The following is a 24,206-nucleotide window of genomic DNA, read 5'->3' as shown; positions in this document are numbered from 1 at the left end:
CCACGCCATGCATGGGTGGCAATGCAGACCCACGCCCCATCCCCGCACACAGCGTCTAGCCGTTGGCGTCGTCGCCAAAGCCGAATCGGGCCGGCCGTGCCGTTCGCAGCGGAACGAACATCATGGCGGCGAACACCACCAAGGCGGGGGTGGACATGATCCAGATGCCCCTGTTGCGAATCCCGATCCCCATGAAGTCGACCTGCAGATCGCCGATCCATTGCAGCTGCGTCAGTATCATCACCAGCCCGCCGATAGTCGCGCACGGCAACCCACCGTGACCGGCCCCCAACAACGTCGGTGTCAGAAACCCGCCCAGCAACGCGAAGCCGACACGGTACACCCAGGGGTTGCCGCGCCACCGTGGCGCGCCGAACAACATCAGCAGCATCAGCGCCAGGGTCAACAGACTGGGAAGTACCCAGAGGACAAGCAGCATTTCGATCATCTCGATCATCGGCCGGGCTCCGCTGGCCTGGCATCCCACGTCGTCGATCGCATCTCCCTGCCCCCCATCACGTCCATGAAGCACGCATTGTTGCCGGTACGCAGGCAGACGCAAAGCCCCGGCAGCGCAAGAACTGCTAAACGCCGCGCCTGCCGATCCGCTACTGTGCCGGCATTGGATGCGGGGAACGGCAGGATGAGCGCGGCAGGCAAGGCGTTGTGGTACATCGAAACCCATGCGGACCAGCCATTGGCGCTGGCCGACATCGCCGCTGCGGCCGGCCTGTCGCCGTTTCATCTGTCACGCCTGTTCCAGGCCCGCACCGGCACCTCGGTGGTGCGCTACCTGCGCGGGCGCCGCCTGACCGCTGCCGCGCAGCGGTTGGCCAACGGCGCGGGCGACATCCTGCAGGTGGCGCTGGGGGCCGGCTACACCACCCATGCTGCCTTTACCCGCGCCTTCAGCGAACAGTTCGGGCAGACACCGGAACGGGTACGCGAACAGGGCACCGATGGGCTGACGCTGGTGCAGGCGATCCGCCTGGACGAGGCCCCGTCAGCCTGCATTGAAGCCCCGCGGCTGCTCGATACGCCCGCGTTCCAGCTGGCAGGCGTCGGCATGCGGCATACCCGCGACAGCAGCGGCTCGATTCCGGGCCAATGGGCCCAGCTCAACCGCGAGTGGCCGACACCGGCACCGGTCAGCTTCGGTGTGTGCTGCAACAGTGATGACGATGGTGGCTTCGACTACATTGCGGCACTACCGGCAAGCGCGGTGCCGAGCGTGCCTGCGCACTGGCGACGCGTGGACATCCCGGCGCGCCGCTACCTGGTGGCTTGGCACGGCGGACACATCTCGGCCATCCGCTCGACCTGGTTCTGGTTGCTGGATCATTATCTCCCTGCGTCCAACCTGAGCCTTGCCGATGCGCCGGACCTGGAGCGCTACGACGCCCGGTTCGACGAGCACAGCGGCAACGGCGGCGTGGAGATCTGGCTGCCGGTGGAAGAACGTCCCCACTGACAAGGAGTTGAAGATGCGCATGACCGCTGCTGTGCTGGGAGGAATGCTGCTGGCGTTCGCGAGCGTCGGCGCCGCCCGCGAAAGCGGCGTCGCCGGCGAGCGCCACGGCACGACGACGCTGGCCAGCGCCGCCGTGCGCGACGCAGGGCACCGCGACGCGCTGCGCTACACGGTCTGGTATCCGGCACAGGCCGGCAGCCGCGAAAACGCGCTGACCATCGGTCCACCCGACGCGCCGCTGTTCGACGCCGGCCGGTCGGCCAAGGATGCGCCGGTCGCGGGTGATCGCCTGCCGACCCTGCTGCTCTCGCATGGCAACGGCGGCAGCGCGCGCATGATGGGTTGGCTGGGCACGGCGCTGGCGCGGGCCGGATATCTGGTGATTGCGGTGGATCATCCAGGCAACAACGGCGTTGACACCATGACCCTGCCCGGCAGCCTTCTGACCTGGTTGCGCGCCGATGACCTGCGTGCCGCACTGGCGGCCGTGCAAGCTGATCCGGTGCTGGGCCCGCATGTCGATCCTGAGCGCCTGGGGGTCGCCGGCTTCTCGGCCGGTGGCTACACCGCGCTGCTGGCAGCCGGTGCGCGACCGGGCCTGCAGCGATTGCGGGACTTCTGCACCGCACATCCGGATGACGGCGTCTGCCGGCCCCAACAGGAGGCGGCAACGCACACGATGGAGGCGCGCGTTGCCGCTGCGGCGTCGCCCGAGCTGTCGCCATGGATGTCCCACGCCAACGACGCACGCGCCATTCCCGGCGTGCGCGCGGTGTTCCTGCTGGCGCCGGCAATCGTGCAGGCCTTTGCGCCCGAGCAGCTCTCCTCACTGAAACAGCCGGTGTCGATCGTGCTGGGCCAGGCGGACACGGTCGCGCCACCACAGACCAATGGCGAGGCTGCGCGTGCGGTGATTGCGGGCGCTGCACTGCAGGTGCTGCCCGGTGTCGGCCATTACGATTTCCTCGCCGCATGCACCCCGGCCGGACAACAGCGGCTGCAGGACCTGTGCAGCACATCGGTGCCGAAGGCGCAGACCCACGCGCAGGCAGCGGACGCGGCAATACGGTTCTTCAACCATTCGCTGCGCTAGTGGCCGCCGGGCATCGCCCGGCGCTACAGTGGGCGCGTCCACGGAGAATCGATCATGCGCCTGCTGCACCTCACTCTGCCGGTATCCGACGTCGCTTCCGTGGCCACATATTTCCACGATGTGCTGCAGCAGCGCGTGGTCGGCAACCATGTGCACGTCGGCTGGAGCACCCTCGAACTTCAGCCTGCGGCGGGACGTCCGGTGGGTGGCGTGCATCTGGCCTTCAACGTGCCGGACAACCGCTTCAGCGATGCAATGACGTGGTTGCGTGAGCGCACGCCGCTGCAGCGCAATCCGGCGGGGCTGGACTACTTCGCGCTGGAGAGCAGCTGGCAGTCGCAGTCGGTGTACTTCACCGGCCCGGACGGCCTGATCCTTGAACTGATCGGCCGCCGCCGCCTGCCGGCCAGCGCTCGCGAAGGCGTGTTCCATGGCAGCGAGCTGACCTGCCTGAGCGAAGTCGGCCTGCCCAGCCGCGATGTCGAGGCCGTACGCGAACTGTCCAACCAACGTTTCGGCCTGCAGCCGATCAGCCCGGCTTCGCCGCAGTTCGCACCGATGGGCGACGACGAGGGCCTGCTGATCGTGGTCGCGGCCGATCGACGGTGGTTTCCTGAGCAGAAGGACCTGCCCAATGCGCAGGGGCTGTTGCTGCAGGTCGGCGACGTGGCTGGCCCCGGTGTCGTGGAGGACGTTGTGCTCGGCTGGCGGGTACAGGCAGCCTGAACTACCAGCTGCCCGACGCACCACCTCCGCCGCTGCGGCCGCCGCCTCCGGACCAGCTGCTGGAGCTGCTCGCAGACGAACTTGATGACGGGGAGCTGGACGCACTGCGGTGGCCGACGGATGATCTGCGGCTGCCGCGTGCCTTCTCACCGGGCAGCATGGTGAAAATCCAGGCGAAGTACAGCACGACCGTGCCGGCACTCCACCCGATCGTCGCGGCAAGGCGTGCCACCGGGTCGGCGCGATCAATGGCCAGCAGTGCGAAGAGCACGTAGCCAGCGGTCAGCAGCAAGAGCACTGCGAACCTCACCCCGAAGCTGCTGCGGTCCTTGTGCCAGCGCGCGCGGCACGCCTGCACGAGGAAGAACAGCAGCATGGCTACGATGCCTGCCGCCAGGTCCAGCAACGTGTGCAGGGCCAGACTGGGCGGCAACTGGCCACGCAGCACCATCACCACCAAGAACCCCGAACTGACCCCGAGCATGCCGAGCAGCACCACGCGCACACCTCGGCTGCGGCGCCAGCACCAGCCAAGCAGGCTCGCCACCGGTACGCACAACGCCAATACGATGCAGACCGCTGCCAATGCCTGGCGTGGCGCCCACATAGCCGCCGACAGCAGACCCGCGGCTACCACAGCCGTCACCAGCAGCGGGCGACCCCAGGCCGGCAATCGCTTCGGGCGCGCCTGCGGCGTGGTGACCTCGCGTGGCGCTCCACGCTGGCGCTCGCGGTGCCTGCGTGCGAGGTCGTCCGGCATCCTGGCCGCGGGCGCCGAGGGCGGTGAGCGCCACAGACCCGCAAGGAAGCCGGCCAGCAGCGTCATTGCAACCACGGAATCCGCGCTGCGCCAATCGGCCGGCAGCACGTTGCGCATCGATGGCGCTTCCCAGGCCGGCAGGTCCTCGCCATCGATCAGCGCGACCACGACCTTCGTTCCATCCAGCAGGCCCTGGTCAAGGTCGCCATCGCGGAAACGCGGCACGATCGCCTTGTCGATGATGCGGGCGGCATAGGCATCTGGAATCGCGCCCTCCAGACCGTAACCGGTCTGGATGCGTACACGGCGGTCCTGCACGGCCACGAGCAGCAGCACGCCATCGTCAACGCCTTCCCGGCCCAGCTGCCACTGGTCGAACACCCGCTGTGCGTAGGCCTCGATGCCCTCGTCGCCAGCATGGTCGACCACCAGCACCTGCAGCTGCGCGCCGGTGCGCGCCTGCAACTTGAGGGCCTGCGTGCGCAGTATGTCGCGGGTATCCGCCGAAAGTGCGTTGGCGGCGTCCACCACCGGGTCATCCAGCGCAGGGACCGCAGCACCGGCCATCACCACCATCGGCAACAGGCACAACAGCATCAACAGCCATGCCGTGACCCGGGTGCACGTCATCCTGCGCAGCATCTTCACGTGCCCTGCCCTGCCTCGATCCGCGCATGCAGCGCCTGCAGCTGCGCGACCGTCTGGTTGAACACCTGCAGATCAGCATCAACCAGCGCCGGCCAATCGGGCGCGTGCCCCAGCAACTGCGCCACCTGCTCGGTCGGCGCACGATCAAAGCCTTCACCCAGCACCGCGAGATAGCGTTCACGGAACCCTGCCGGGTCGCGTTGATCCTGCACGAACAGCTGCACGGCCAGCAGCCCTGCATAGAGGTAGTTCACCAGATAGTTGGGGTCGTCATACATCAGGCGCTTGCCGATCCAGCCGTTGCACAGCTGCGGATAGCGCTCCGGGTCCTGCCCGAAGCGCGCCAGCACCCGGCCGGTCAACGCGTCCAGGTCATCGGCGGTACCCAGCGTGTTGTCCGCCACGCCCTCGTAGATCGACTGCTCCAGCTGCGCCTCTTCGGAAGACGTGAACAGCTGCAGCACCATATCGTCCAGCAGTGACTTCAGGTAATAGGCCTTGGCCCGCGGGTCCCCTGCCTGCTGGTACAGCTGGTCGCGGAAGCGCAGTTCGTTGTAGATGGCAAAGGCCTCGGTCAGCCACTGGCTGCCATTGCGCTGCAGCGGCGAGGCATGGCCGCGCTGCATCCACTCACCGTGCATGGCATGACCGGCTTCATGGGCGATCTCGACATCGCTTTCCAGATCACCACGGCGCACGCCAACGAACAGCATTGCCGGCACGCCGGGAGCGCTTACCGAGAACGCGTCCTGGCTGCGGTCACCACGTTCGGTGGCCAGATCCATGCGCCGGTTGGCCGGATCGAGCAGCGCACGCAGCTCACTGACGTATGCCGGCCCCAGGTGCTGCATGGCATCGGCGGCATTGTCGCGCAGCTGCGCCAGCGTCAGTACCGGCGGCATATAGCCGGCATCGGGCAACGTGGTATCCCAGAGCTGCGGCGCATCGATGCCTGAACGCGCGGCGTGGCGCAGCAGCATGTCCTGGTAGGCGCGACGGTCCCGTGCATGGCGTTCGATCGCCTGCAGCGTAGCATCCACCGCCGATGCATCCAGGCCCATGCGCTGGTAGCCCCGCGCCGGTGCAGAACCATCGCCCTGCAGGCGCGCGGCGGCATCGTTCACCTGCACCAGGCCCAGCAGCACCGAGGCCATCGGCTCGCGGCGCGAGTGCAGGCCCTGCCAGTAACCCTTCCAGCCCGCTTCCCGCAACGCGCGGTCCCGCTGCTGGGCCAGTGCCTGCTTGTCGTGCCCGGTGTCCCAGTGCCGACCATCACGCTCGATCTGCGGGTACTCGGCACTGCGCAGGATCTGCCCACGCAGCCGTGCGAAACTGTCCAGCGCCGGATCGGCCAGGGCCTCCACGGCCTCATCCAGTGCGGTACTGGCCGGTGCTGCAGCGTCCTTCAGCGCACGCGCGCGCAGGAAGGCATACGGTGCTGCCCACGCCGCGTCTGCGGGCGCTTCGCGCAGCGCCGCGCGGCCGGTGTGGGCGATGCGGCTGCACAGCCCCATCACCTGGTCCAGCGCCTGCGTCGGGCGATGGTCACGGGCATTGCGTGCGGCCTGCAGATGCAGATAGCTGTGATGGCGCAGGCACTGCGCCTGCAGTGCCTCGGCCTGATGGAAGCGTTGCGCAGGTGCAAGCGCGGAAGCCTGCTGCAGGGCCTCGACACGCTTGCCCAGCTCGCCGCGCGCGGCCTGTTCGGCTGCCGCACTGGCGAAGTAGGCGCTATCGTCGGCCGGCAGCGACTGCGCCTGGACGCCGGTGAAGGGTGCCATCGCCAGCATGACAGTCATGGTGGCGGTGATGGTGCACATCCTGCGAGCCTGCATCGGCGTCTCCCTGCCTGGATCAGGCTCCGAGCCTAGCAGCCCCCGCCCGGCCGCGCCTGTGCCGGGACAGGCATCAGATCGACTCATCCTCGCGCTTGACCAGCGTCCAGCAGGGCGACTGCGCGAAGGTGTAGGTCTGCTGGTCGCTGCTGTCCGGCGTGCGGATCTGTACCTGTCGTTGCCCATCGGCCAGCGTGCTGACCTGCATCTCGCGGCCCTGCCCGGCCAACGCGGCGGGATCGGGCATCACCGGCCACTCGACATCGGCCAGCGCCAGGCGGCTTTCCACCTTGCGCGGTTCCGGCTCGGCCTCGGCATCGATGTAGCTGTCCAGCAGCGGATCGGCGGTGGCTTTTTCCTGCAGCGCGATCTCGTTGCCGAAGTGCTTCAGGAACGCATCGAACTGCGAGTAGGGGCATTCACCGCTGGCAGGCACCGGTGCGGGCTGGACCGCTGCCGCCGTGGACGACGGCGCGGGATGTGCAGGCGCCACTTCCGTGGGCGTCACCTGGGGCTCGGGCGTGCAGGCAACCAGGGCCACGCCACAGGCAAGCATCAGCACGGCAGCGGAACGGTTTCGACGCATGGGCTCATCCTGAATCCGGTTGGGTCGTCCCATGCTACCGCGCGCCCTACAATTCCGGCATTCCGCCTGACCGAGACTCTCCATGCGTCGCCTCCTGCTCATGATCGGCCTGCTGTTGCCCGCCCTGTGGCCAGCGCTGGCGATGGCCGTCGATGTCCACGAAGGCGATCTGCTGTTCGTCACCGCCGGCCGCAGCGGCCTCAGTGCGGCCATCGACGATGCCACCGGCAAGCAGGGCGCGCCCAGCTTCGATCATGTGGCCCTGGTCGCTGTGGCGCCAAACGGCTGGGAGGTACTGCATGCGGACGAGAAGGGATCGCGTCGGCAATCGCTGGTCGAGTTCCGCCAGGACGCCCGGACCAAGCAGCGGCAGATCGTGGTCTATCGCCTGCGGGCACCGCAGCAGGCGGCGATCAAGGATGCGGTCGCCACCGCGCGCATGATGCTGGGCAAGCCGTACAACACGTCGTATGTGTTGAACGAGGACAGCTACTACTGTTCCGACTTCATCGAGCGTGCGTTCCGTGCGCACCATGTGTTCGCGCTGCAGCCGATGAACTTCCGCAATCCGCAGACCGGGCAGATCGCCCAGCACTGGGTCGATCTGTACCGCGGCATGGGCATGGAGGTGCCGCAGGATCAGCCCGGCACCAATCCCAATGACATGTCGGCCGCCCCGGTGCTGCAACGCATCGGCGTGCTGGAATAAGCGAAGCCCCGCGCGCGGCGGGGCTTCGGGGGTTGCCCAGGGTGGGTACCGACGTCACTCTTCCTCGTCCTGCCCACCTTGCTGCTGATTGCGCTGGTTGCGCTGCTGCTGTTCCTGCTGTTGTTGCTGCTGCTGGTCGCGGCCACGGCCCTGCTGCTGATCCTGCTGGTTCTGCTGGCCCTGCTGCTTCTGGTTCGGGTTCTGGTTCTGCTGTGCCATGTCCGATCTCCAAAGCCACGCGCGGAATGCGGTGGACGGGGCCATCGTCTGCAGCGAAGAGTTAATCGCGCGTTGGCGGACGGCTACACCTGTGTGTACGCGCGTGAATGAACGCGCGAAAGCCCTTGCGGCACAAGCCGCTGAAGGATTCATGCGGGTTCGGCATGTCCTTATGTGGTAATGACAGGAGCACGTATTCAGTGCTGTAGGGCGCACCGGAATGCGCGAGCGTTCGCTCAAGAATGGCTACCCGAAGCCGATAGGCTGCGGACGGGCTGCTATGGACGGCCCATCTTTCCAAGCATCAACAAGGAACGTCTAAATGAACGCCGTGGTTGCAGAAGCAAGTGACTCTCGCCTCCTCAAAGCGGTCGAGAGCATCGCGATCAGTCCCGCAGACGCGAAGGCCCTCGTCGCCCAGTACAGGCGCCAGATTCTCTCCCGGGATCCAACACGCGGCCAGCACGAGGTTGCAGGGTTGGTGGCCGACAAGATCATCAGCCGTTATTGCCGGATGTCAGCCACCACGGGGGGAGCGACTGCTCTGACCGGGGTCATCCCGGGAATTGGTACGGCTCTGGCAATGGTTGGCGGTGGTCTCGCCGATGCAAGCATCAGCATGAAACTGCAGGTCGACATGACCATGTGCTTGGCTGAGGCCTATGGATGGGACGTGAATGGCGAAGACGCCAGGCACCTGGCTTTTCTCATCGCCGCAGGAGGTTCTCTGGAGAAGCTCGGCGTCGAAGCGTCGACTCGGATCGCCTCAAATGCTGGCGTAAAGATGGTCCGTCAGTACTTGAAGGGCGCCGTGTTGCAAGCTCTCAAGGAACTCTTCAAGAAGATCGGCATCACCTTTACCCGCAAGGCGCTGGAAAAAGCCATTCCGTTCGGCATCGGAGTCGTCATCGGCTCAGGGGCCAACTATGCGTTGACCAAGTATGTTGGCAATACTGCGCGAAGCTGGTTCGAAGCGGATGCCGCACTGGGCAACAAGCCCAATGAAATCTGAGCAGCGCGCGTTCTGGCCATGCGGCTTTCAAAGCAGGAAGCCGCATGATCCGGGGATACTGGACTACGGCATCACCGGTGGCACATACGCCAGGGTCATGCCCAGCAGCCACAACAGGCCCAGCACCAGCGGGATGTGCACCAGCAATTGGATGAAGGTGAAGCCCACGATGTCGCGTGCCTTCAGGCCCAGCACGCCCAGCAGCGGCAGCATCCAGAACGGGTTGATCAGGTTGGGCAGGGCTTCGGCCGCGTTGTAGACCTGCACCGCCCAGCCCAGGTGCGCCTTCAGTTCGTTGGCGGCCTGCATCACGTACGGCGCCTCGATGATCCACTTGCCGCCACCGGACGGCACGAAGAAGCCCAGCACGGCCGAATAGACGCCCATCACCAGCGCGAACGAATCGGTGCTGGCCACGTGCACGAACAGGCTCGACAGCCGGTGCGCCAGGGTCTGCCCGTCACCGCCAGCGGCGTGGGTGAGGATCATCGCGATGCCGCCGTACAGCGGGAACTGGATCAGCACGCCGGTGGTACTCGGCACCGCCTTGGCCACCGCGTTGAGGAAGCTGCGCGGGCGCCAGTGCAGCAGCAGGCCCAACGAGATGAACAGGAAGTTGTAGGTATTGAGGTTGGCGATGGCGGTGATCACCGGCTTGTTGGCGAACTCGTTGAACAGCCAGCCGAACGCCAGCAGCGAGAGCAGCACGGTCAGCAGCGGGCTGTATTCCAGCCATTCGCCCGGGCGCGTGCGTCGCTGCAGCGGTTCCGGCTCGGCCTGTGCAGCACCGGGGAACTCCTCGGCGGTACGCGCACTACCCGCCGCGGGTGCCGTCAGCCAGGCGATCAGCAGCGAGACCAGGATCAGCACCGAGGTCAGCGCGATCGACTGCCACAGGAAGATGGTTTCGGTGAACGGCAGCACGCCGGTGATCTCCACCAGCCCCGGCGGCATGCTGGCCGGGTTGGCCTGCAGTTGTGCGGCCGAGGAACTGAGCCCCATTGCCCACACCGCACCCAGGCCGAGGTACGCCGAAGCACCGGCGGCGCGGTAGTCCATGCGCAGTTCGGTACGACGGGCCAGCGCACGCACCAGCAGGCCACCGAACACCAGCGAGAACCCCCAGCTGAGCAGCGAGGCGAGCATGCTGACCAGGCCCACGTACACCACCGCACCGCGGCCGGTACGCGGCACCCGGGCGAGGAAATCGATGAAGCGTGCGACCACCGGCGCGGTGGCCACGGCGTAGCCACCGATGACCACGAAGGCCATCTGCATGGTGAAGGGAATCAGGCTCCAGAAGCCGTCACCGAAGGCGCTCGCGGTGGCCTGCGGGGTCGAGCCGAAGCCCATCGCGGCCAGCGCGACGATGACCACGCCCAGCACCGCGAACACATACGCATCGGGGAACCACTTTTCCGCCCAGGCGGCCGAACGCAGCGCTGCGCGCGCCATCCAGCCGTCCTGTACTGCTGCCGTCGAGGCCATCGCCTACCCTCCCAGGTTCGATGGCCCGATTCTGGGCGGTGGGGTGCGGGCTGTCAGCCACCTATTGGTCGTAGGCGGCACAGAACGGTAGTGCCGGCCGCTGGCCGGCAATTTCCCAATCGGGATGGTCGTGCAGCCGGCCAGCGGCCGGCTCTACCAGATCCAGGCATCATCGCAGGTGGTGGAAGGCGGTGGTGCCGGCCGCTGGCCGGCAACCTCGGGATCGCGCACGGGCGCAGCCGGCCAGCGGCCGGCTCTACCAGATCCAAGCATCATCGCAGGTGGTGGAAGGCGGTAGTGCCGGCCGCTGGCCGGCCACTTCGGGATCGCGCACGGGTGCAGCCGGCCAGCGGCCGGCTCTACCAGATCCAGGCATCATCGCAGGTGGTGGAAGGCGGTAGTGCCGGCCGCTGGCCGGCAACCTCGGGATCGCGCACGGGCGCAGCCGGCCAGCGGCCGGCTCTACCAGGCCTTGGGATCAACGCAGCGCCAGGTCCGCGGCGATGCCGGCAAACAGCGCGGCGCCCACCCAGTTGTTGTGCAGGAACGCCTTGAAGCACGGGCCGCGTTCGCGGTTGCGGCAGATCCAGAACTCGTACACCACCAGCGCGGTGGCCACGGCCACGCCGGCCAGGTAGTACCCGCCCAGCCCGCCACGCACGCCGACCAGCGCCATCGTGGCCAGGAACAGTGCGTACAGCACGCCCTGGATGACCAGGTCGAGATCACCGAACAGGATCGCGGTGGAGTGCGAGCCCATCTTCAGGTCGTCCTCGCGGTCGACCATGGCGTACCAGGTGTCGTAGGCGGTGGACCACAGGATGTTGCCGGCATACAGCAGCCAGCCCAGCATCGGCACCTCGCCCTGCACGGCGGCGAACGCCATCGGGATGCCCCAGCCGAACGACATGCCCAGGTAGACCTGCGGCAGATGGGTGTAGCGCTTCAGGTACGGATAGCTGGCAGCCAGGAACACGCCGATGAAGCTCAGGCCGATGGTCAGCCCGTTCAGGGTCAGCACCAGGCCGAACGCCACCAGCATCAGTACGGCGAACAGCGCCAGCGCGGCGCGGCCGCTGATCGCACCGGTGGCCAGCGGGCGCGCCTTGGTGCGCTCCACATGCGGGTCGAGCCAGCGGTCGGCGTAGTCGTTGATGACGCAACCGGCCGAGCGGGTCAGCCACACGCCGGCGGTGAACACGAACAGCGTCCACAGCGGCGGCAGGCCGCCCGCGGCCAGCCACAACGCCCACCAGGTGGGCCACAGCAGCAGCAGCGTGCCGATCGGGCGATCAGCGCGCATCAGACTCCAGTAATGCCGCCAACGCGGCGTCGCCGGCGACTGCGGCGAAGTGAGGGGGGTATCAGCCATGGCGATAGGATACTCCTGCCCCTCCGGCACGGCTTTGCCCGTGGGGGGAGATTTGTTCGGCGAAACTGGATAGAATGCCGGTCCCGCACCGCTTCATGGCGCTGCGATGCCCGCCCCGGCACCGGCCGACGGCGCGGCGGTTCTACAACGCGCCCGTAGCTCAGCCGGATAGAGTAGTGGCTTCCGAAGCCATTGGTCGGGGGTTCGAATCCCTCCGGGCGCGCCATTTTTCCTTCATTGCCTGTACGCAGCGTCCCAACTGGGCGATGCTGCGATGTCGCGAGGAATCCGGCTCGCCTGCGGCGGAAGCTAGGGCGATGGTGGCCATGCATCCGGCACGCCACCAGGAACGTCAGGGAATGAACGTTGCCGAGCGATGCTCGCAACCGGCTGCATCCCTTACCACCATGGAGTACTCCTCACCCGCGCTGGATTGGCCGGGCAGGAACACGCCATCACCATCGAACAAAACGCTCTGCTGTTCACCCTGCCCGATCGACAGCCCGATCGCTCCCGGCGTGATTTCCTCAAGGATCACGTTGTAAGGCCGCCAGGCATCTCCGCCGGTTCGCCTCATCTCTGCGCGAGCGGTCCTTGAGTTCAACCTGCGTCTCTCATCCACCCACAGCTGAAGCGGCTGATCAGCATTGTGGGTGACCTGGAAGCGCCCGTAGGTCAGTCCGTCGACTCTCTCGGTGCCGACGTAGGTGAAATGGGCCGGCGGACACTTCGTGGTGCGGTTCGGATGCGCCGCACAGGATGTCAGTGCAACCACGAGGCAAAAGGCAGTCAGGCGCTTCATGGGTTCGAGGCCTGATGTGGGTTGTTGTCGCGGCGGCATGCGACGGTGAGGGCAACCAGCACTACGCCCCAGAGCGGCGTGAGCAGCACGACGCTCATCACCATCAGCGAAACCGCTACCTGCCAGAGCAGCGATGGCCTGAATCCGCTGAATCTATAGGCTTCCAGTACAAGCACCACGACCTGGGCCAGAAGGCCCGCGAGCAGCCCCAAGCCAGCCCCCTTGGCAAGCCGCCTGATCGTCAGGCGGCCAGCGGCGGGAACCCGTGCGCCAATTCCCAGCAACAGAAGGCTGACGGCATACAGCCAGAAGAAAACCTGATGTGAGTCGAAGGCGTAAAGCGCCCTGCCCACAAAGTGCAGGAACAGCCAGAGTGCTCCACACGACACCGCGTAGGCCAGCCCGTACCGAAGAATCTGCCTGGCTTTCATCTTGTACCTCTCCGAGGGCGTGCAGGCCGATCGCGTTCTTTGGTGGAGGAGCGCGGGAGCTCATGCACCTTGCATCCCGCTTGGCGCCCTACTCGCGCAACGCATCGCGCAGCGCTCGAGAGTACCTGCCTGCCTCCAGCGTTCGCAGCTGGGCCAGTGGAATCCGATACCTCCTGAACAGTGCGGCCAGTTCTCTTGCAAGCCCCTGGAGCGGAGCGCGTCGAACAGTATTGATGAGACCTTTTCCAAGGTATCCAAATTCATCTTCATACCAGACGCCGAATTCGAGTTTCTTAAGGCCAGGCTGGCACTGAGAAGAAGATTGCGACTGCCGGCCCACAGCGGGCATCTGCGCCCCCCAACAGTGGAGGTCATACGGAGAATATCTGAAAATCACTATCTGCATATTTCCCGCGCCCTGCCGAGAACTGCCGCGCTTGCCCGTCCGACTTCGAACTTCCGTATCAATCCAGCACATTCAGGCCGATCCCCAGTTTTCGCTCCATAGATCACGGGCTCACCCTTCCTATCTACTCCGTCCAAATAGAGCACTGCGCAATCACCAGCGATCGTACCAATGCGCACCGCACGAACCTTCTCGATACTGGCGTCTGGACCGGCTGCACCCTCGCACATCCCACCGTAATACGCACTACTCAGTTCCGCGTAGATGGGTTTCAGCTGCAGCTCCCCTAAGCGGTCATTCTCGCATGCGCTCAGGGCGAGCACACAGACGGACGCGACAGACAAAGCGCGCAGGAAGAAGCCTTTGGCATCGAGAGAACTCTTGAGCAACCCCGATTTCCTTTGACTGTTTTCCATTACCTCCCCAGAACGATCTGCTCGAACGCATTGGTCGCGCTGCGCCGATCTCCCTTGCGGTTGCCGAGCGCGCCATTGGTCGCACACCTGGCGTCATCCGCCAGGCAGTAGGCGGAGCTCGGCGCTTCAGCGCACTATAGCGCCGCCGAGCATCGACCGAATACGTTGGCGGGCTTCTCCCGAAGGCTCACGGCAACCACCCGTTGCTTCTGCTCACCGCAGCCCCCCATCACCCCATACATGATGAGAAGTCCCTTGTCGTTGACGTAGCCGATGAACTTGCCCCTACTTTCATCCGAAGCGGCCCTGACGAAGTAGACGCTCTCCCCGGGCGCTGGCTTCAGGTCACTCAACGGCATTGGACCGATCTTCCCTTCAACCTCTGATGCCGATACCACGGCCAGCGAATGCTCCAACATCCACTCCGCAATGGCTGCTTCACTATCAGGATCAAGCGTGGAAATGCGGTCAAGCGGCAGAGTCGTTGAATTGCCAGGGAAAATCGCATCGGACGAAACATCTACCCAGTCCGACTTCCATTCCGTATGTTGAAACTGGTGAATGCTGCAGCCCCCCAGCATTGGCAAGAGCAGCACCGCTGCACGCAAGATGCCAGCCTTCGGCATAGACATGAGAGCCCCAGAATGGGCCGGCCAAATGTCAATTACCATCTGGAACCCGTTCTGCAAAACGATTCAGGGACTGTACCTCGTGCCGGAGTTGCTGCACATGCCCATCTATTGACATACGACCGGTAGCCGCAAGCCCACGCCCATCCTCTGCGCACTATGTGAGCCTGGGGACTTAGTGGGTAGCTGGACGTTGCTAGCCCTCAATCGGCAAGTGACCTCTCTCTCCCTATCGTTTACTACCGCATCGTTGAGCTGCTATGCGGGCCGCTTGCTCAAGTTCAGAGTCCGCGGCTCTCACCCCGTTCAACGCGGCAATCTTGAGCCATGCGTATGCCTCACTTGATGACGCGCAGTCCTTCTTGTCCTTCAACATGAAGAACACGTTGTACTGTGCAATCGGGTGCCCCAGTGCTGCGGCATAGACAAGCCACATGTGGGAGCTGCCAGCCGTGCCTCTGCCCTCGAAGTGGCGTGAGATTCGAAACGCTGCCTCAGCGTCGCCCGCGTCTGCGCGGCCAGTCAACGCAAGTAGCTGCTTATCATCAAGCTCAGCGCCACTATCCGTCGCGATCGAGCCGTCAAGCTCAACCACCGGCCTTTCCGGCTGAGGGGGCACCTGCGCATTTACATACCCTGCACCCACCAGATACAGGAGAAGCCCAGTCTCCTTGAACATGCTCATTTGACCCCACCCTCTTTCATGAAATTCACCCACTCTCCAGGATTGCTTTTGTCTTTTTTCCCTTCAGGTGTTTTTCCATAGTTTCCTTGACCCGGATACAAAGGATCGTTCTTTGCCCAGGTGTACTCGGTAGGCGCCTGAATCTTCATATTCAGCGCCTTAGATAGCTGCTGAGCCGGGATCGGCCCACCATTTACCGACTTACCTGTTCGACAGGAATAGAGCCTGATATACAGATACTTTGAAAGATCTGCATCGCGTCGAATTGACTGCGCCAGCGATTCAACAGACATGCTCCTGCCATCCGGCCCTATGAAGTTATTTCCGTTGTGGTGAATGCTAATGGTAAGCATATCCGGGGGCGACGGAATCATTTTATTGCCCAGATAAGAATCAGGATTGTCGTGGGGTGGAATATAGTTTAGGTCGGTGAGCCCGTGTGGGTCGACCCGCCTTGCCGGGGAAGCGCTAGCGTACCCATAGGTCGAGATCCCCCCCATCAACCCAATCGGATCACTCTGCGAATACCGCCCCACCGCCGGGTCGTACTCGCGCTGGTAGTTGTAGAACAACCCACTCGCATCCGTCGCCTGCTGGCCCGGGAAGCGCAGTGTCAGCTCGAACGCCACACCATCGCCGTCCGGATCGGCACTCGCAATCTGGTTACCGAACACCTCGCTCTTGTTGGTCCACCCCCAGATCGCCACATCACGCACCGGATCAATCACCACGCGCGGCGTACCCAGACGATCCGGCTGCACGTAGGCCAGCTCCGGCACTCCAGCGCCTGGCGCGTTAATCAGCGCCCCCGGGTAGTTGTCCAGCCAGATGGCCTGCTGCTGCGCCTGCCCGGTCGCCGAGTAGTTGCCAACCCATTGCCCGGCTTCGTCATAGATCGTGACCTGCGCATCGCCACCAGCCGGGGTGCGCAGCACGCGCTCGCCGCGGTGGTTGTAACCGTAGCTCTCCAGTGTGGCGTCACCCTGCTTCACCGCATTCATGCGGTTGGCATCGTTGTAGGTGAAGGTCTTGCTGCCGATGCCGGTGGTGTTGCCCGCTGCGTCATGGGTGCGCGCCTCGCCATCCACCGCAGTCAGGCGATGGCTGGTCGCGGGACAGGTTTAAATGGCGGGGCCGCCGAGGCCCTGTGCATTCCTCAGCAGGCGTCACCGCACCGACGTGCCCTGCCATCACTGTGTCTTCCCAACCTGGCTAGGCTACGCCCTGGCCCATATCCAACTAGGTGATTCACGCAGTGGCAGCTCCTGTTTCGCCACAGTCTCCAGCTTGATGATCTCAGTTTCGCCTCGTTTGTTAATTCTAGTCCGCGCTCCGCGCGGTTTCAGGGCAGGATGGCCTCCGGTTTACTGTTGCCCTTAGCTCTCGTATTCCATCCCGCACATATCCTACGTGACCCAGATGGCAAACCTTCAGCACGTAAAGAGTCTTGTCCGGATAAACATATCCAACAACCGGAACCGGAGTAGTACTTGTACCAATTACGGCCCCTCCCTCTGCCGAATCATAGACTTCGATCACTCCCTCCGGCACAACTTCCCTGCCCTTGTGTTCGCAGGAGGTGGCAGTGAAGACTGAGCAGATAAAAAAAATGCCAAGAATGAATTTCATCATCCTTTCCCGCGATGAATGGTTGAGTCATCAGACATCCACCAAAGTAGGTGGTTTATTGATTCCGGAAGAATCATGTTCACAGGCTGAAGCTCCTTACCAATCTCCCGCATGCAGTTCTGCAACGGCGTCCCGCAGTTATTATTTATTGCACTGTACTCCCCCTGCGGCCTCGCGAGACATGCCGATAGCTTTGACTCCTGCTGCGGTGTAAGTTCTATTGTATGCTTAATTCCAGTGCGCAAATTAAGCTGAAATGAAACGTAGTTTGTACTTATTGAGTTGCCCGCAGGGCCAAATGAGTAATCGACACCATTTGAAGTTGTCGATATGTGCCCGAAAGAGGAATGCAGCTTTCCATAGCTCGGCAGCCCTCCCTCATAGGGGAGCGGCATCCATACCCAGACGTCGACCAGCCCCTTTTCATCGACCTTCGAAAGAGGCTTCCCGGAAGCATACAGGTACGTACCAATCCCCTCCGTCAACCCAATCGGATCACTCTGCGAATACCGCCCCACCGCCGGGTCGTACTCACGCTGATAGTTGTAGAACAACCCACTCACATCCGTCGCCTGCTGGCCCGGGAAGCGCAGTACCAGCTCGAACGCCACACCATCCCTATCCGGGTCCCCACTCACAATCTGGTTACCGAACACCTCGCTCTTGTTGCTCCACTCCCAGATCGCCACATCACGCACCGGATCAATCACCACGCGCGGTGTGCCTAGATGATCCGGCTGCACGTAGGCCAGTTCCGGCACGCCGGCGCTCGGCACGCTGATCAACGCCACCGGGTAGTTGTCCAGCCAGATGGCCTGCTGCTGCGCTTGGCCCATGGCCGAAAGTTGCCCAGCGACTGCCCCGCTTCGTCGTATAGGGTGACCTGCGCTGCGCCACCGGTCGGGGCGCGCAGCACGCGTTCACCGCGATGGTTGTAGCTGTAGCTTTCCAGTACGGCATTGCCTTGCTTCACCGCGTTCATGCGGTTGGCATCGTTGTAGGTGAACGTGTTGCTGCCGGTGCTGCTGGCCATGTCTTCAGGGACCACCTCTTATCGCCGCAAACCGAAATTGGCCCGGAGCAGGGGTGAAGGCGTTGCGCGCGGACATTGAATCCACCCCACTTATCTCATCTTCAGCCATATTGCCGCCAACGCGATGGAGAAGAACTGAGTCGCGACAACCAAGAAGACCGGCCATCTGCGAAGCGAAAGCGCCGAAACTGTGCCAGCGATCAAGCAGGCGCATCCTTCCAGCAAGAGCAATGACACAAAGGTCTCGCCAAGAATCGCCGATGGCCGCGAAAATGCCGTATAGATCGCAAGGACCAAAAACGAACACGACGACGCCAGTCCCAGCCTCTTTACATAGCCCACGAAAGTTCCCTATTAAATAGCTATCCGAATCCTTCAATGATCCACAGATGGACTGGAGCAGGTCTCGGCCCCCATTGAGAAAAAACACGATCACAATCGAGAGAACCTGCGAAAGAAGCAACATCAACACCGGCCTATCCTTGATCAGCACGGCCGAAACTGTACTGGCAAGGAAGCAAAGGAAACCTTGCCCGATGGATTTCATCGCGAAGTCGAGGGTGAGGACGCCTTGCAAGTTCTGCGCCCCCACCAGGCCATCAGGATTACGGTCGAACACAGAGTCGCCAGAACGACCCTCTCTATGTAGCTCATTTCGGCTCGCCATTCATTGCCACGCTCTCCGAAACGACTGACGATTACCCACTCCTTCAGCGATACCAACGGATCGCTCTGCTGGGGCCACCCCACCACAGGGTCGGGTTTCCGATATTAGTTGAGGAAGGGGCCGCCAGAATTTTACGAATACTGATACGGGAAGCAGAACGGCAGCCCGAGAACGTTGCGCGCCAGCTTTGAATCCACCCAGTGCCAACTATTCTTCCCTCAAGAATTTCCTCGGCCGAGCTCCAAGCCTGATGATTTTTCGCGCAGGACCAAGATAGATATCACCGAATACAAATGAGAATGCGACAGCTGTATAGAAAACAAGTAGTGCACCAGGAATGGGAATCGCGCGAACGAAGCTATCGCATTCGAGGTTGCGGGCGACCAGCAACCCAATCATCAGCATCTCGGCCAGGAGCGCTATTGCGAACGCGAAACGCACCCGCCCAACCTCAATCGACAGAATTCCCCTTCTCGCCAGTTCGAACTTGGAATATACGAGCAACATCAGCAACGCGAAAAAAAGAGCAAACATAACATCCGGAGAGTACCTAGCGACTGGACAGCGCATACTCAACATGGACGCGATCAGCGCGCAACAGATCCCCAGCGCTCCCGCCGCAGCTGCACCCTTCATGAACCTTATGAAAATCACTTCGCCGGACATTGGCATTTATTGTAGTTTGACCTGTAATTCACGATTGCTCCAAGGGGCCCCAGGATCTTCGACCCACCCCGCAAGAGATTGGCGTTCCCCGCATGCGCTGCAGCTCGATTAAGTCGACCGTTGGCAACCGAGTAGTGAATCCCGCGCTCTGCCGCCCCGCGCGTCCTTTTTGCCGCTTTGGCATCCTGACGCGACGCTGCTGCATCCAGCATGTGGCCCGCCGCTGCATACGGCGTCTTTGCGCCATACTCGCCAAAATGAACACCGGGATTCTCGTAGAAGTTTATGTCAACACCCACAGAATCCATTGCAAAGGACACCATAGAAGTAAGCGGAACGAGATCTATGAGCAGATCGGCAACAGCCTCCCGCTCACAATTGTTGGCGGGAACATAGCCGGTGACGTTATTCATTTCACCATTATTCCACGGCCCAATTCCCTCGAGCCCTTCTGGATCAATAGCCATTTGAGGATTGCTTCCAACATATGTGAACGTGCTGATTCCCCCTATCAGCCCAATCGGATCACTCTGTGTGTACCGCCCTACCCGTGACTCATACTCGCGCTGGTAGTTGTAGAACAACCCACTCGCATCCGTCGCCTGCTGGCCCGGGAAGCGCAGCGCCAGCTCGAACGCCACTCCATCACCATCCGGGTCGGTACTCGGAATCTGGTTGCCGAACACCTCGCTCTTGTTGCTCCACTCCCAGATCGAGACATTCCGTACCGGATCGATCACCACGCGCGGCGTGCCCAGATGATCCGGCTGCACGTAGGCCAGTTCAGGCACGCCGGTAGCCGGCATGTTGATCAACGCCACCGGGTAGTTGTCCAGCCAGATCGCCTGCTGCTGCGCCTGGCCCGTGGCCGAGTAGTTGCCCAGCCATTGCCCCGCCTCGTCATACAGGGTGATCTGAGCCGCGCCACCGGCCGGGGTACGCAGCACGCGCTCGCCGCGGTGGTTGTAACCGTAGCTTTCCAGCACGGCATCACCTTGCTTCACCGCGTTCATGCGGTTGGCATCGCTGTAGGTGAACGTCTTGCCGCCGATGCCGGTGGTGTTGCCCGCCGCGTCATGGCTGCGTGCCTCGCCATCCACGGCAGTCAGCCGGTGGCTGGTTGCGGGATAGTTATAGCTGACGGTGCCTGCCGAGGTGGTCAGCGCGGTGCGATTGCCGGTGGCGTCGTAGGCATAGGTTTCGATCGGCGTACCGGCCATGCCGTCCTGGGTCTGGGTCAGGCGACCCAGCGCGTCGTAGGCGTACTTGGCCAGCACCGTCGAGCCTGTGCCGTTCTTCAGCTCGGTGATCGAACCGACCGGATCATAGCCGTAGCCCAGCGACAGGCCGCCCGCGGCCGGGTCGCGCACCGTTTGCGGGCGATAGTCCAGGTCCAGCGGACGCTGCAGCTGGCGGCCATTGCCATAGGTCCAGCCGGTCGCCGGGCCGAAGGCCGCATAGGTCACGTTGTTCACCACGATCTGGCGCGCCTGGCCGGGGCGGGTGAGGCCGATCTGGCTGATGCGGCCCTGGGTATCGCGCACGTAGTCGGCCGCGCTGCCGTCGGGGTAGGTCAACGCAGCCAGGCGACCCGACTTGCTGTAGGCATAGCGCAGCGTGCTGGCGACACCATTGACGGTCTGCACCTTGCGGGTGACCTGGCCGAAGCGGTCATGGCAGTACTGGGTGCTGCCATTGGCGTGCAGCACCTGCCCGAGGCGCCCCTTGGCAAAGCGCTCCTCGGCAGTACACGCAGCAGGCGCCACGTCATAGCTGTAGCCCACGTCCAGATTGGGGTCCGGGTAGGCGATGCCGATCAGGCGGTTAAGCGCATCGTAGTGATAGGTGGCGGTGACGCCGCGCGCATCGGTGGCCGTCTTGCGGTTGCCTGCCGCATCCACGGTGAAGCTGCTGGTGCCACTGTCCGGGCTGACCTGGCCAGTCAGATCGCCGAACCCGTTGTAGGCGTAGGTGGTATGCAGACCCTTCGGGTCAGTGACCTGGGTGACCTGGTCCAGCGCGTTGTACTGTCTGCGGATCTCCGCCGCGACGCCGCCGACGTCCTGCAGGGTCTGGGCGAGTCGGTTGAGCGGGTCGTACTGCTGGCTGGTCACGCGCTGCAGGGCGTCGGTCACGGTCTGCGGGTTGCCGTTGGCGTCGTAGGCAAAGCCGGTGGCGTGATCGCCTGCGTCCTTCAATGCGGTCAGCTGGCCAAGCGTGTTGAAGGTCCGTGCCAAGGTGCGACGAAGGGTGCCAGCAGCATCCAGCGTGTCTTCCTTGAGCCGGTTGCCGGCGTTGTCCAATGCGTAGTGGATCGTGTTGCCGCTGTTGTCCGCAATATCGGTCAAGCGCTGGGCGGCGTCGTAGACATAGGTAACGCTGCTGCCGTCAGGCTCGGTGACCTGTTGCACCTGACCGGTCGGCCAGTAGCTGATCTGGGTAGTCCGGTCCTCGGCCGCGGTGGCACCGCGCACGGTGACCGAGGTCGGCCAGCCACGGGCATGGTAGGTGTAGGCCGTGACCACGCCGTTGGCATCCTTCGCCGACAGGGGCCGCCCGATTGCGTCGTAGGCCAGGGTCTCAACCGTCTGGCCGAGCGCATTGGTCACACTGCGCAGGTCGCCCTTGCGATAACTGCAGGCACCATTGGCCGCGCATCCCGTGTCGTCCGCGGTGTAGTAGGCATAGGTGGAGACATCCGCCACATCACTGCGCGGACCATCCACGCTACGCAGCAGTCCCACCAGCGGGCACTCCGGGCCCTCGGCCTCACAGTAGGTCTGCGTGGTGACGCGGGTGTCACCGGTCACCATGTCGCGCACGGTGATGGTGGTCGGCTGGAGGCGCGCATTGCGTGCGATGCGGATCTCACGGTTACCGACGGTCTGCTGCACCGGCCGATTGCTGTCCATGGCCACGCGCGTTTCGCTGACGCGCTGATCCGGGGTACCGGCCGCTTCGGTGGTGGTGGTCACGCTGACGGCGCCTGCGGCAGGATCGCTGGCCTCGGCATAGGCATACTGGGTGACAAAGCCACGGCGATCGGTCACCGACTGCAGCCGACGCCGGAAATCGGTGCCCTCGGGCAGATAGGCACGAGTGATACTGCCATTGCTCTCGGTGATGCCATTGACCTTGCGCGGAAGGCCACTGCTGCCGGTGGCAGTCAATGCGTACGTACTCTGCTTGCCCAGCGCGTCGGTGACGATGGTGGTGCCTGCCGGGGTGTACTCCAGGCGCACGCCATCAATGCCCACGTCGGCTTGACTGCAATCACCGGAATGGCGGCTGCAGCTGACCCGCCCCTTGGCGTCATAGCCAAACCAGCTGTAGCGCCGGGTGTCTTCGGCGGTCACGCCGGTCAGGTAGCCCGGGAAGCGGGTGTCCTCATAGTGATACGTACGGCTGGCACCGTCGGCATAGGTCGCGGTGATCAGTTCCCCGGCCGGAGAATAGGCGTAGCTCACCACAGGCTGGCCGGCGACCACCAGGGCCGAGATCAGTGAATCGTCGCCCTGCACCAGGTACTGGACGTCCACGCGCCGACCGGTTGAATGGGTGATGCTGAGCAGGCGGCCGCGGCTGTCGTATGCATAGGTCAGCGACGTTCCGTCTTCGAAATCGCGGCGCTGCATCAGGCCAGCGGCATCAAAATAAATGCGCTCTCCGGCACGTGAAAGTTGCCAGTTGGTGCCCTGCTGGACCGCGCGATCGCCGCTTCCGTCCATGGCTTCGTAGCTTGCCCCCACTTTCTGGAATGCGGTCTGCCCGCCATCGGCGCCGATCAGCCCAACTTTCAGTTCGGGGCTGGGAGGGAAGGTGGAATCGTCTACGCCTGCGGTAAGCCGCAGATTGTGGGAATGGGTCCAGCCCGTGCCCAACGCGCCGCCCGCCGTGCTTGTCAGGGAATGATAGTGGCGTTGGAAGCTCACCCATCCAAGGTTGAAATCCGGCTCAGGCTGGGATTTATCGCCAGTGGTCGGATCACATGGGTTGCCAACAGGACACTGCTGCGGCGGCAGCGGCGCGCTTGTGTAGGAGAGCATGGGCGACATGTGCGGCTCGTCCTGCTGGACCAGTGAGCACATCTGCAAGGCGTCATTCCACGTCAGGGACGGTCGATTCGGGCAAAGCGCCGTTCTGGCCCGGCGTACATGCTCCCACCCCACTATCGACGAGCATTCTTGAGTGCTCTGATGATAGAAGTTCAAGGTGTAATGGAAATCCTTCTCCTCGTTGGTGACACTACCATCGTCACCCCTGCCAAGCCCAAGGAGCTCGACCCACGGATCCTCCGTGAGTGAAGTCGCCGGGCACTGCGGGTCGCTGACGCGGGTAGCGAGGATCACGCTACGAATCTGATCTTCGGAGGAGTACTCCTGCCCTGAGTGGATGTAGACCCAGTCGGTAGTAACGATCTTCTCGGGTCTCACCCGGTAATCGTAGATGACCTTCTTTCCAAGGACGCGTTGGCGTTTGACATGCCAATTGAAGGGTTTGTCCTTTTCGTACTGGGAAAAGAGCGACTTGATGTCCTTCTGCACCGCCGCTTCGGTGGCTCGCGGCTGGCCCATCGACAGGTAGCTCTCCCACTTCTTCTGCACCTCCTGCGCCTGCGCAGCCCAAGGAGCCAAGCTCCCCAGCGCGATCATCGCCAGTGCGGCACACGAAATGGTCTTCAGTCGTTCCAACATCCCTGTTCTCCTTCCTGGACGAACGCAGCACCGGCAGGAACGAGAACGTGGGGCTAATGCCTCGCCACGTCATGCTTCGGATCGTCCCTGGTCCGGAATGCGGCCTGACCGCACGGTGAACGTTATCTCCGATGTGGTTTACACATTCAAGTCAGAAACTGTGGAGTGGGTCGGATTTCAGAGTTTTCTGATAAAGCGAGCGACCGACCGAACAAGCAGCCGGGCGTGG

General features: G+C 63.4%; 19 protein-coding genes, 1 tRNA gene and 2 pseudogenes. 6 read left to right on the top strand and 16 right to left on the bottom strand.

The genetic code is table 11. The features are described 5' to 3' along the window. Window positions 1–55: 55 nt before the first annotated feature. Entirely contained in the window at window positions 56–457 is a 402-nt protein-coding gene (locus VG566_RS09630) for a hypothetical protein (protein WP_046432987.1), read from the bottom strand. A 186-nt stretch (window positions 458–643) separates the two neighbouring features. On the opposite strand from VG566_RS09630, the gene VG566_RS09625 reads away from it, so the two are divergent. From VG566_RS09625 to VG566_RS09615, 3 genes are read left to right on the top strand one after another with little or no spacing between them, the layout of a single operon-like run. Continuing rightward, window positions 644–1,471 (top strand): AraC family transcriptional regulator, encoded by an 828-nt coding sequence (locus tag VG566_RS09625; RefSeq protein WP_164109654.1) that lies wholly within the window; start codon window positions 644–646, stop codon window positions 1,469–1,471. A gap of 13 nt (window positions 1,472–1,484) precedes the next feature. Then, the gene (locus VG566_RS09620; RefSeq protein WP_241884473.1) at window positions 1,485–2,564 is read left to right on the top strand and encodes a serine aminopeptidase domain-containing protein; all 1,080 of its coding nucleotides are present in this window, start codon (window positions 1,485–1,487) and stop codon (window positions 2,562–2,564) included. 54 nt (window positions 2,565–2,618) lie between these two features. Further along, window positions 2,619–3,290 (top strand): VOC family protein, encoded by a 672-nt coding sequence (locus tag VG566_RS09615; protein WP_241884472.1) that lies wholly within the window; start codon window positions 2,619–2,621, stop codon window positions 3,288–3,290. A 1-nt stretch (window position 3,291) separates the two neighbouring features. Here the strand turns inward: VG566_RS09615 and VG566_RS09610 are convergent, their stop codons facing one another. From VG566_RS09610 to VG566_RS09600, 3 genes are all read right to left on the bottom strand, one after another. Further along, a complete protein-coding gene (locus tag VG566_RS09610; protein ID WP_423172602.1) occupies window positions 3,292–4,692 on the bottom strand; it encodes a TPM domain-containing protein in 1,401 nt (466 codons plus the stop codon). Window positions 4,693–4,694: 2 nt separating this feature from the next. Then, window positions 4,695–6,533, bottom strand: coding sequence for a M3 family metallopeptidase (locus VG566_RS09605; protein ID WP_241884470.1), 1,839 nt, complete (start codon window positions 6,531–6,533; stop codon window positions 4,695–4,697). A gap of 73 nt (window positions 6,534–6,606) precedes the next feature. Beyond that, the gene (locus tag VG566_RS09600) at window positions 6,607–7,119 is read right to left on the bottom strand and encodes a hypothetical protein (RefSeq protein WP_032958753.1); all 513 of its coding nucleotides are present in this window, start codon (window positions 7,117–7,119) and stop codon (window positions 6,607–6,609) included. 82 nt (window positions 7,120–7,201) lie between these two features. Here VG566_RS09600 and VG566_RS09595 point away from each other — a divergent pair, with 82 nt between their 5' ends. Next, a complete protein-coding gene (locus VG566_RS09595) occupies window positions 7,202–7,828 on the top strand; it encodes a YiiX/YebB-like N1pC/P60 family cysteine hydrolase (protein WP_032958751.1) in 627 nt (208 codons plus the stop codon). Window positions 7,829–7,882: 54 nt separating this feature from the next. Here the strand turns inward: VG566_RS09595 and VG566_RS09590 are convergent, their stop codons facing one another. After that, a complete protein-coding gene (locus tag VG566_RS09590; protein WP_005414774.1) occupies window positions 7,883–8,047 on the bottom strand; it encodes a hypothetical protein in 165 nt (54 codons plus the stop codon). 322 nt (window positions 8,048–8,369) lie between these two features. Here VG566_RS09590 and VG566_RS09585 point away from each other — a divergent pair, with 322 nt between their 5' ends. Continuing rightward, window positions 8,370–9,059 carry an EcsC family protein gene (locus tag VG566_RS09585; RefSeq protein ID WP_032958748.1) on the top strand — a complete coding sequence of 230 codons (690 nt, stop codon included), beginning with the start codon at window positions 8,370–8,372 and terminating at the stop codon, window positions 9,057–9,059. 63 nt (window positions 9,060–9,122) lie between these two features. On the opposite strand, the gene VG566_RS09580 is transcribed toward VG566_RS09585, so the two are convergent. Further along, entirely contained in the window at window positions 9,123–10,547 is a 1,425-nt protein-coding gene (locus VG566_RS09580; protein WP_014038818.1) for a short-chain fatty acid transporter, read from the bottom strand. Window positions 10,548–11,025: 478 nt separating this feature from the next. Further along, a complete protein-coding gene (ubiA, locus tag VG566_RS09575; RefSeq protein WP_014648747.1) occupies window positions 11,026–11,919 on the bottom strand; it encodes a 4-hydroxybenzoate octaprenyltransferase in 894 nt (297 codons plus the stop codon). 149 nt (window positions 11,920–12,068) lie between these two features. Here ubiA and VG566_RS09570 point away from each other — a divergent pair. Then, window positions 12,069–12,145, top strand: a tRNA-Arg gene (locus VG566_RS09570). Window positions 12,146–12,271: 126 nt separating this feature from the next. Here the strand turns inward: VG566_RS09570 and VG566_RS09565 are convergent. The 9 genes and pseudogenes from VG566_RS09565 to VG566_RS09525 form a co-directional block, all read right to left on the bottom strand. After that, complete coding sequence (locus VG566_RS09565) at window positions 12,272–12,721, bottom strand: hypothetical protein (protein ID WP_032958744.1); 450 nt, start codon at window positions 12,719–12,721, stop codon at window positions 12,272–12,274. Continuing rightward, entirely contained in the window at window positions 12,718–13,152 is a 435-nt protein-coding gene (locus VG566_RS09560; protein ID WP_069117682.1) for a hypothetical protein, read from the bottom strand. Before VG566_RS09560 ends, VG566_RS09565 begins: the two co-directional genes overlap by 4 nt. A 956-nt stretch (window positions 13,153–14,108) precedes the next feature. Further along, on the bottom strand, window positions 14,109–14,606 hold the full coding sequence (locus VG566_RS09555; protein ID WP_236636274.1) for a hypothetical protein: 498 nt from the start codon (window positions 14,604–14,606) through the stop codon (window positions 14,109–14,111). Between the two features lie 226 nt (window positions 14,607–14,832). Continuing rightward, the gene (locus VG566_RS09550) at window positions 14,833–15,288 is read right to left on the bottom strand and encodes a hypothetical protein (protein WP_241884469.1); all 456 of its coding nucleotides are present in this window, start codon (window positions 15,286–15,288) and stop codon (window positions 14,833–14,835) included. Next, a pseudogene (locus tag VG566_RS09545) lies at window positions 15,285–16,409 on the bottom strand (RHS repeat-associated core domain-containing protein); the annotation flags it as partial. The pseudogene VG566_RS09545 and the gene VG566_RS09550, both read right to left, overlap by 4 nt. A gap of 915 nt (window positions 16,410–17,324) precedes the next feature. Continuing rightward, window positions 17,325–17,944, bottom strand: a pseudogene (locus tag VG566_RS09540) (RHS repeat-associated core domain-containing protein); the annotation flags it as partial. A 10-nt stretch (window positions 17,945–17,954) separates the two neighbouring features. Next, window positions 17,955–18,569 (bottom strand): hypothetical protein, encoded by a 615-nt coding sequence (locus tag VG566_RS09535; RefSeq protein ID WP_241884468.1) that lies wholly within the window; start codon window positions 18,567–18,569, stop codon window positions 17,955–17,957. Between the two features lie 255 nt (window positions 18,570–18,824). Continuing rightward, window positions 18,825–19,283 (bottom strand): hypothetical protein, encoded by a 459-nt coding sequence (locus tag VG566_RS09530; RefSeq protein ID WP_241884467.1) that lies wholly within the window; start codon window positions 19,281–19,283, stop codon window positions 18,825–18,827. Further along, window positions 19,268–23,977, bottom strand: coding sequence for an RHS repeat-associated core domain-containing protein (locus VG566_RS09525; RefSeq protein WP_241884466.1), 4,710 nt, complete (start codon window positions 23,975–23,977; stop codon window positions 19,268–19,270). Before VG566_RS09525 ends, VG566_RS09530 begins: the two co-directional genes overlap by 16 nt. Window positions 23,978–24,206 lie beyond the last annotated feature (229 nt).

The sequence above is a fragment of the Stenotrophomonas sp. CASM114 genome (genome assembly GCF_049384325.1).
GTDB lineage: Bacteria > Pseudomonadota > Gammaproteobacteria > Xanthomonadales > Xanthomonadaceae > Stenotrophomonas > Stenotrophomonas muris.
Note: the sequence above shows the minus strand (reverse complement) of the source record. Positions and strands in the feature narration are given on the sequence as shown.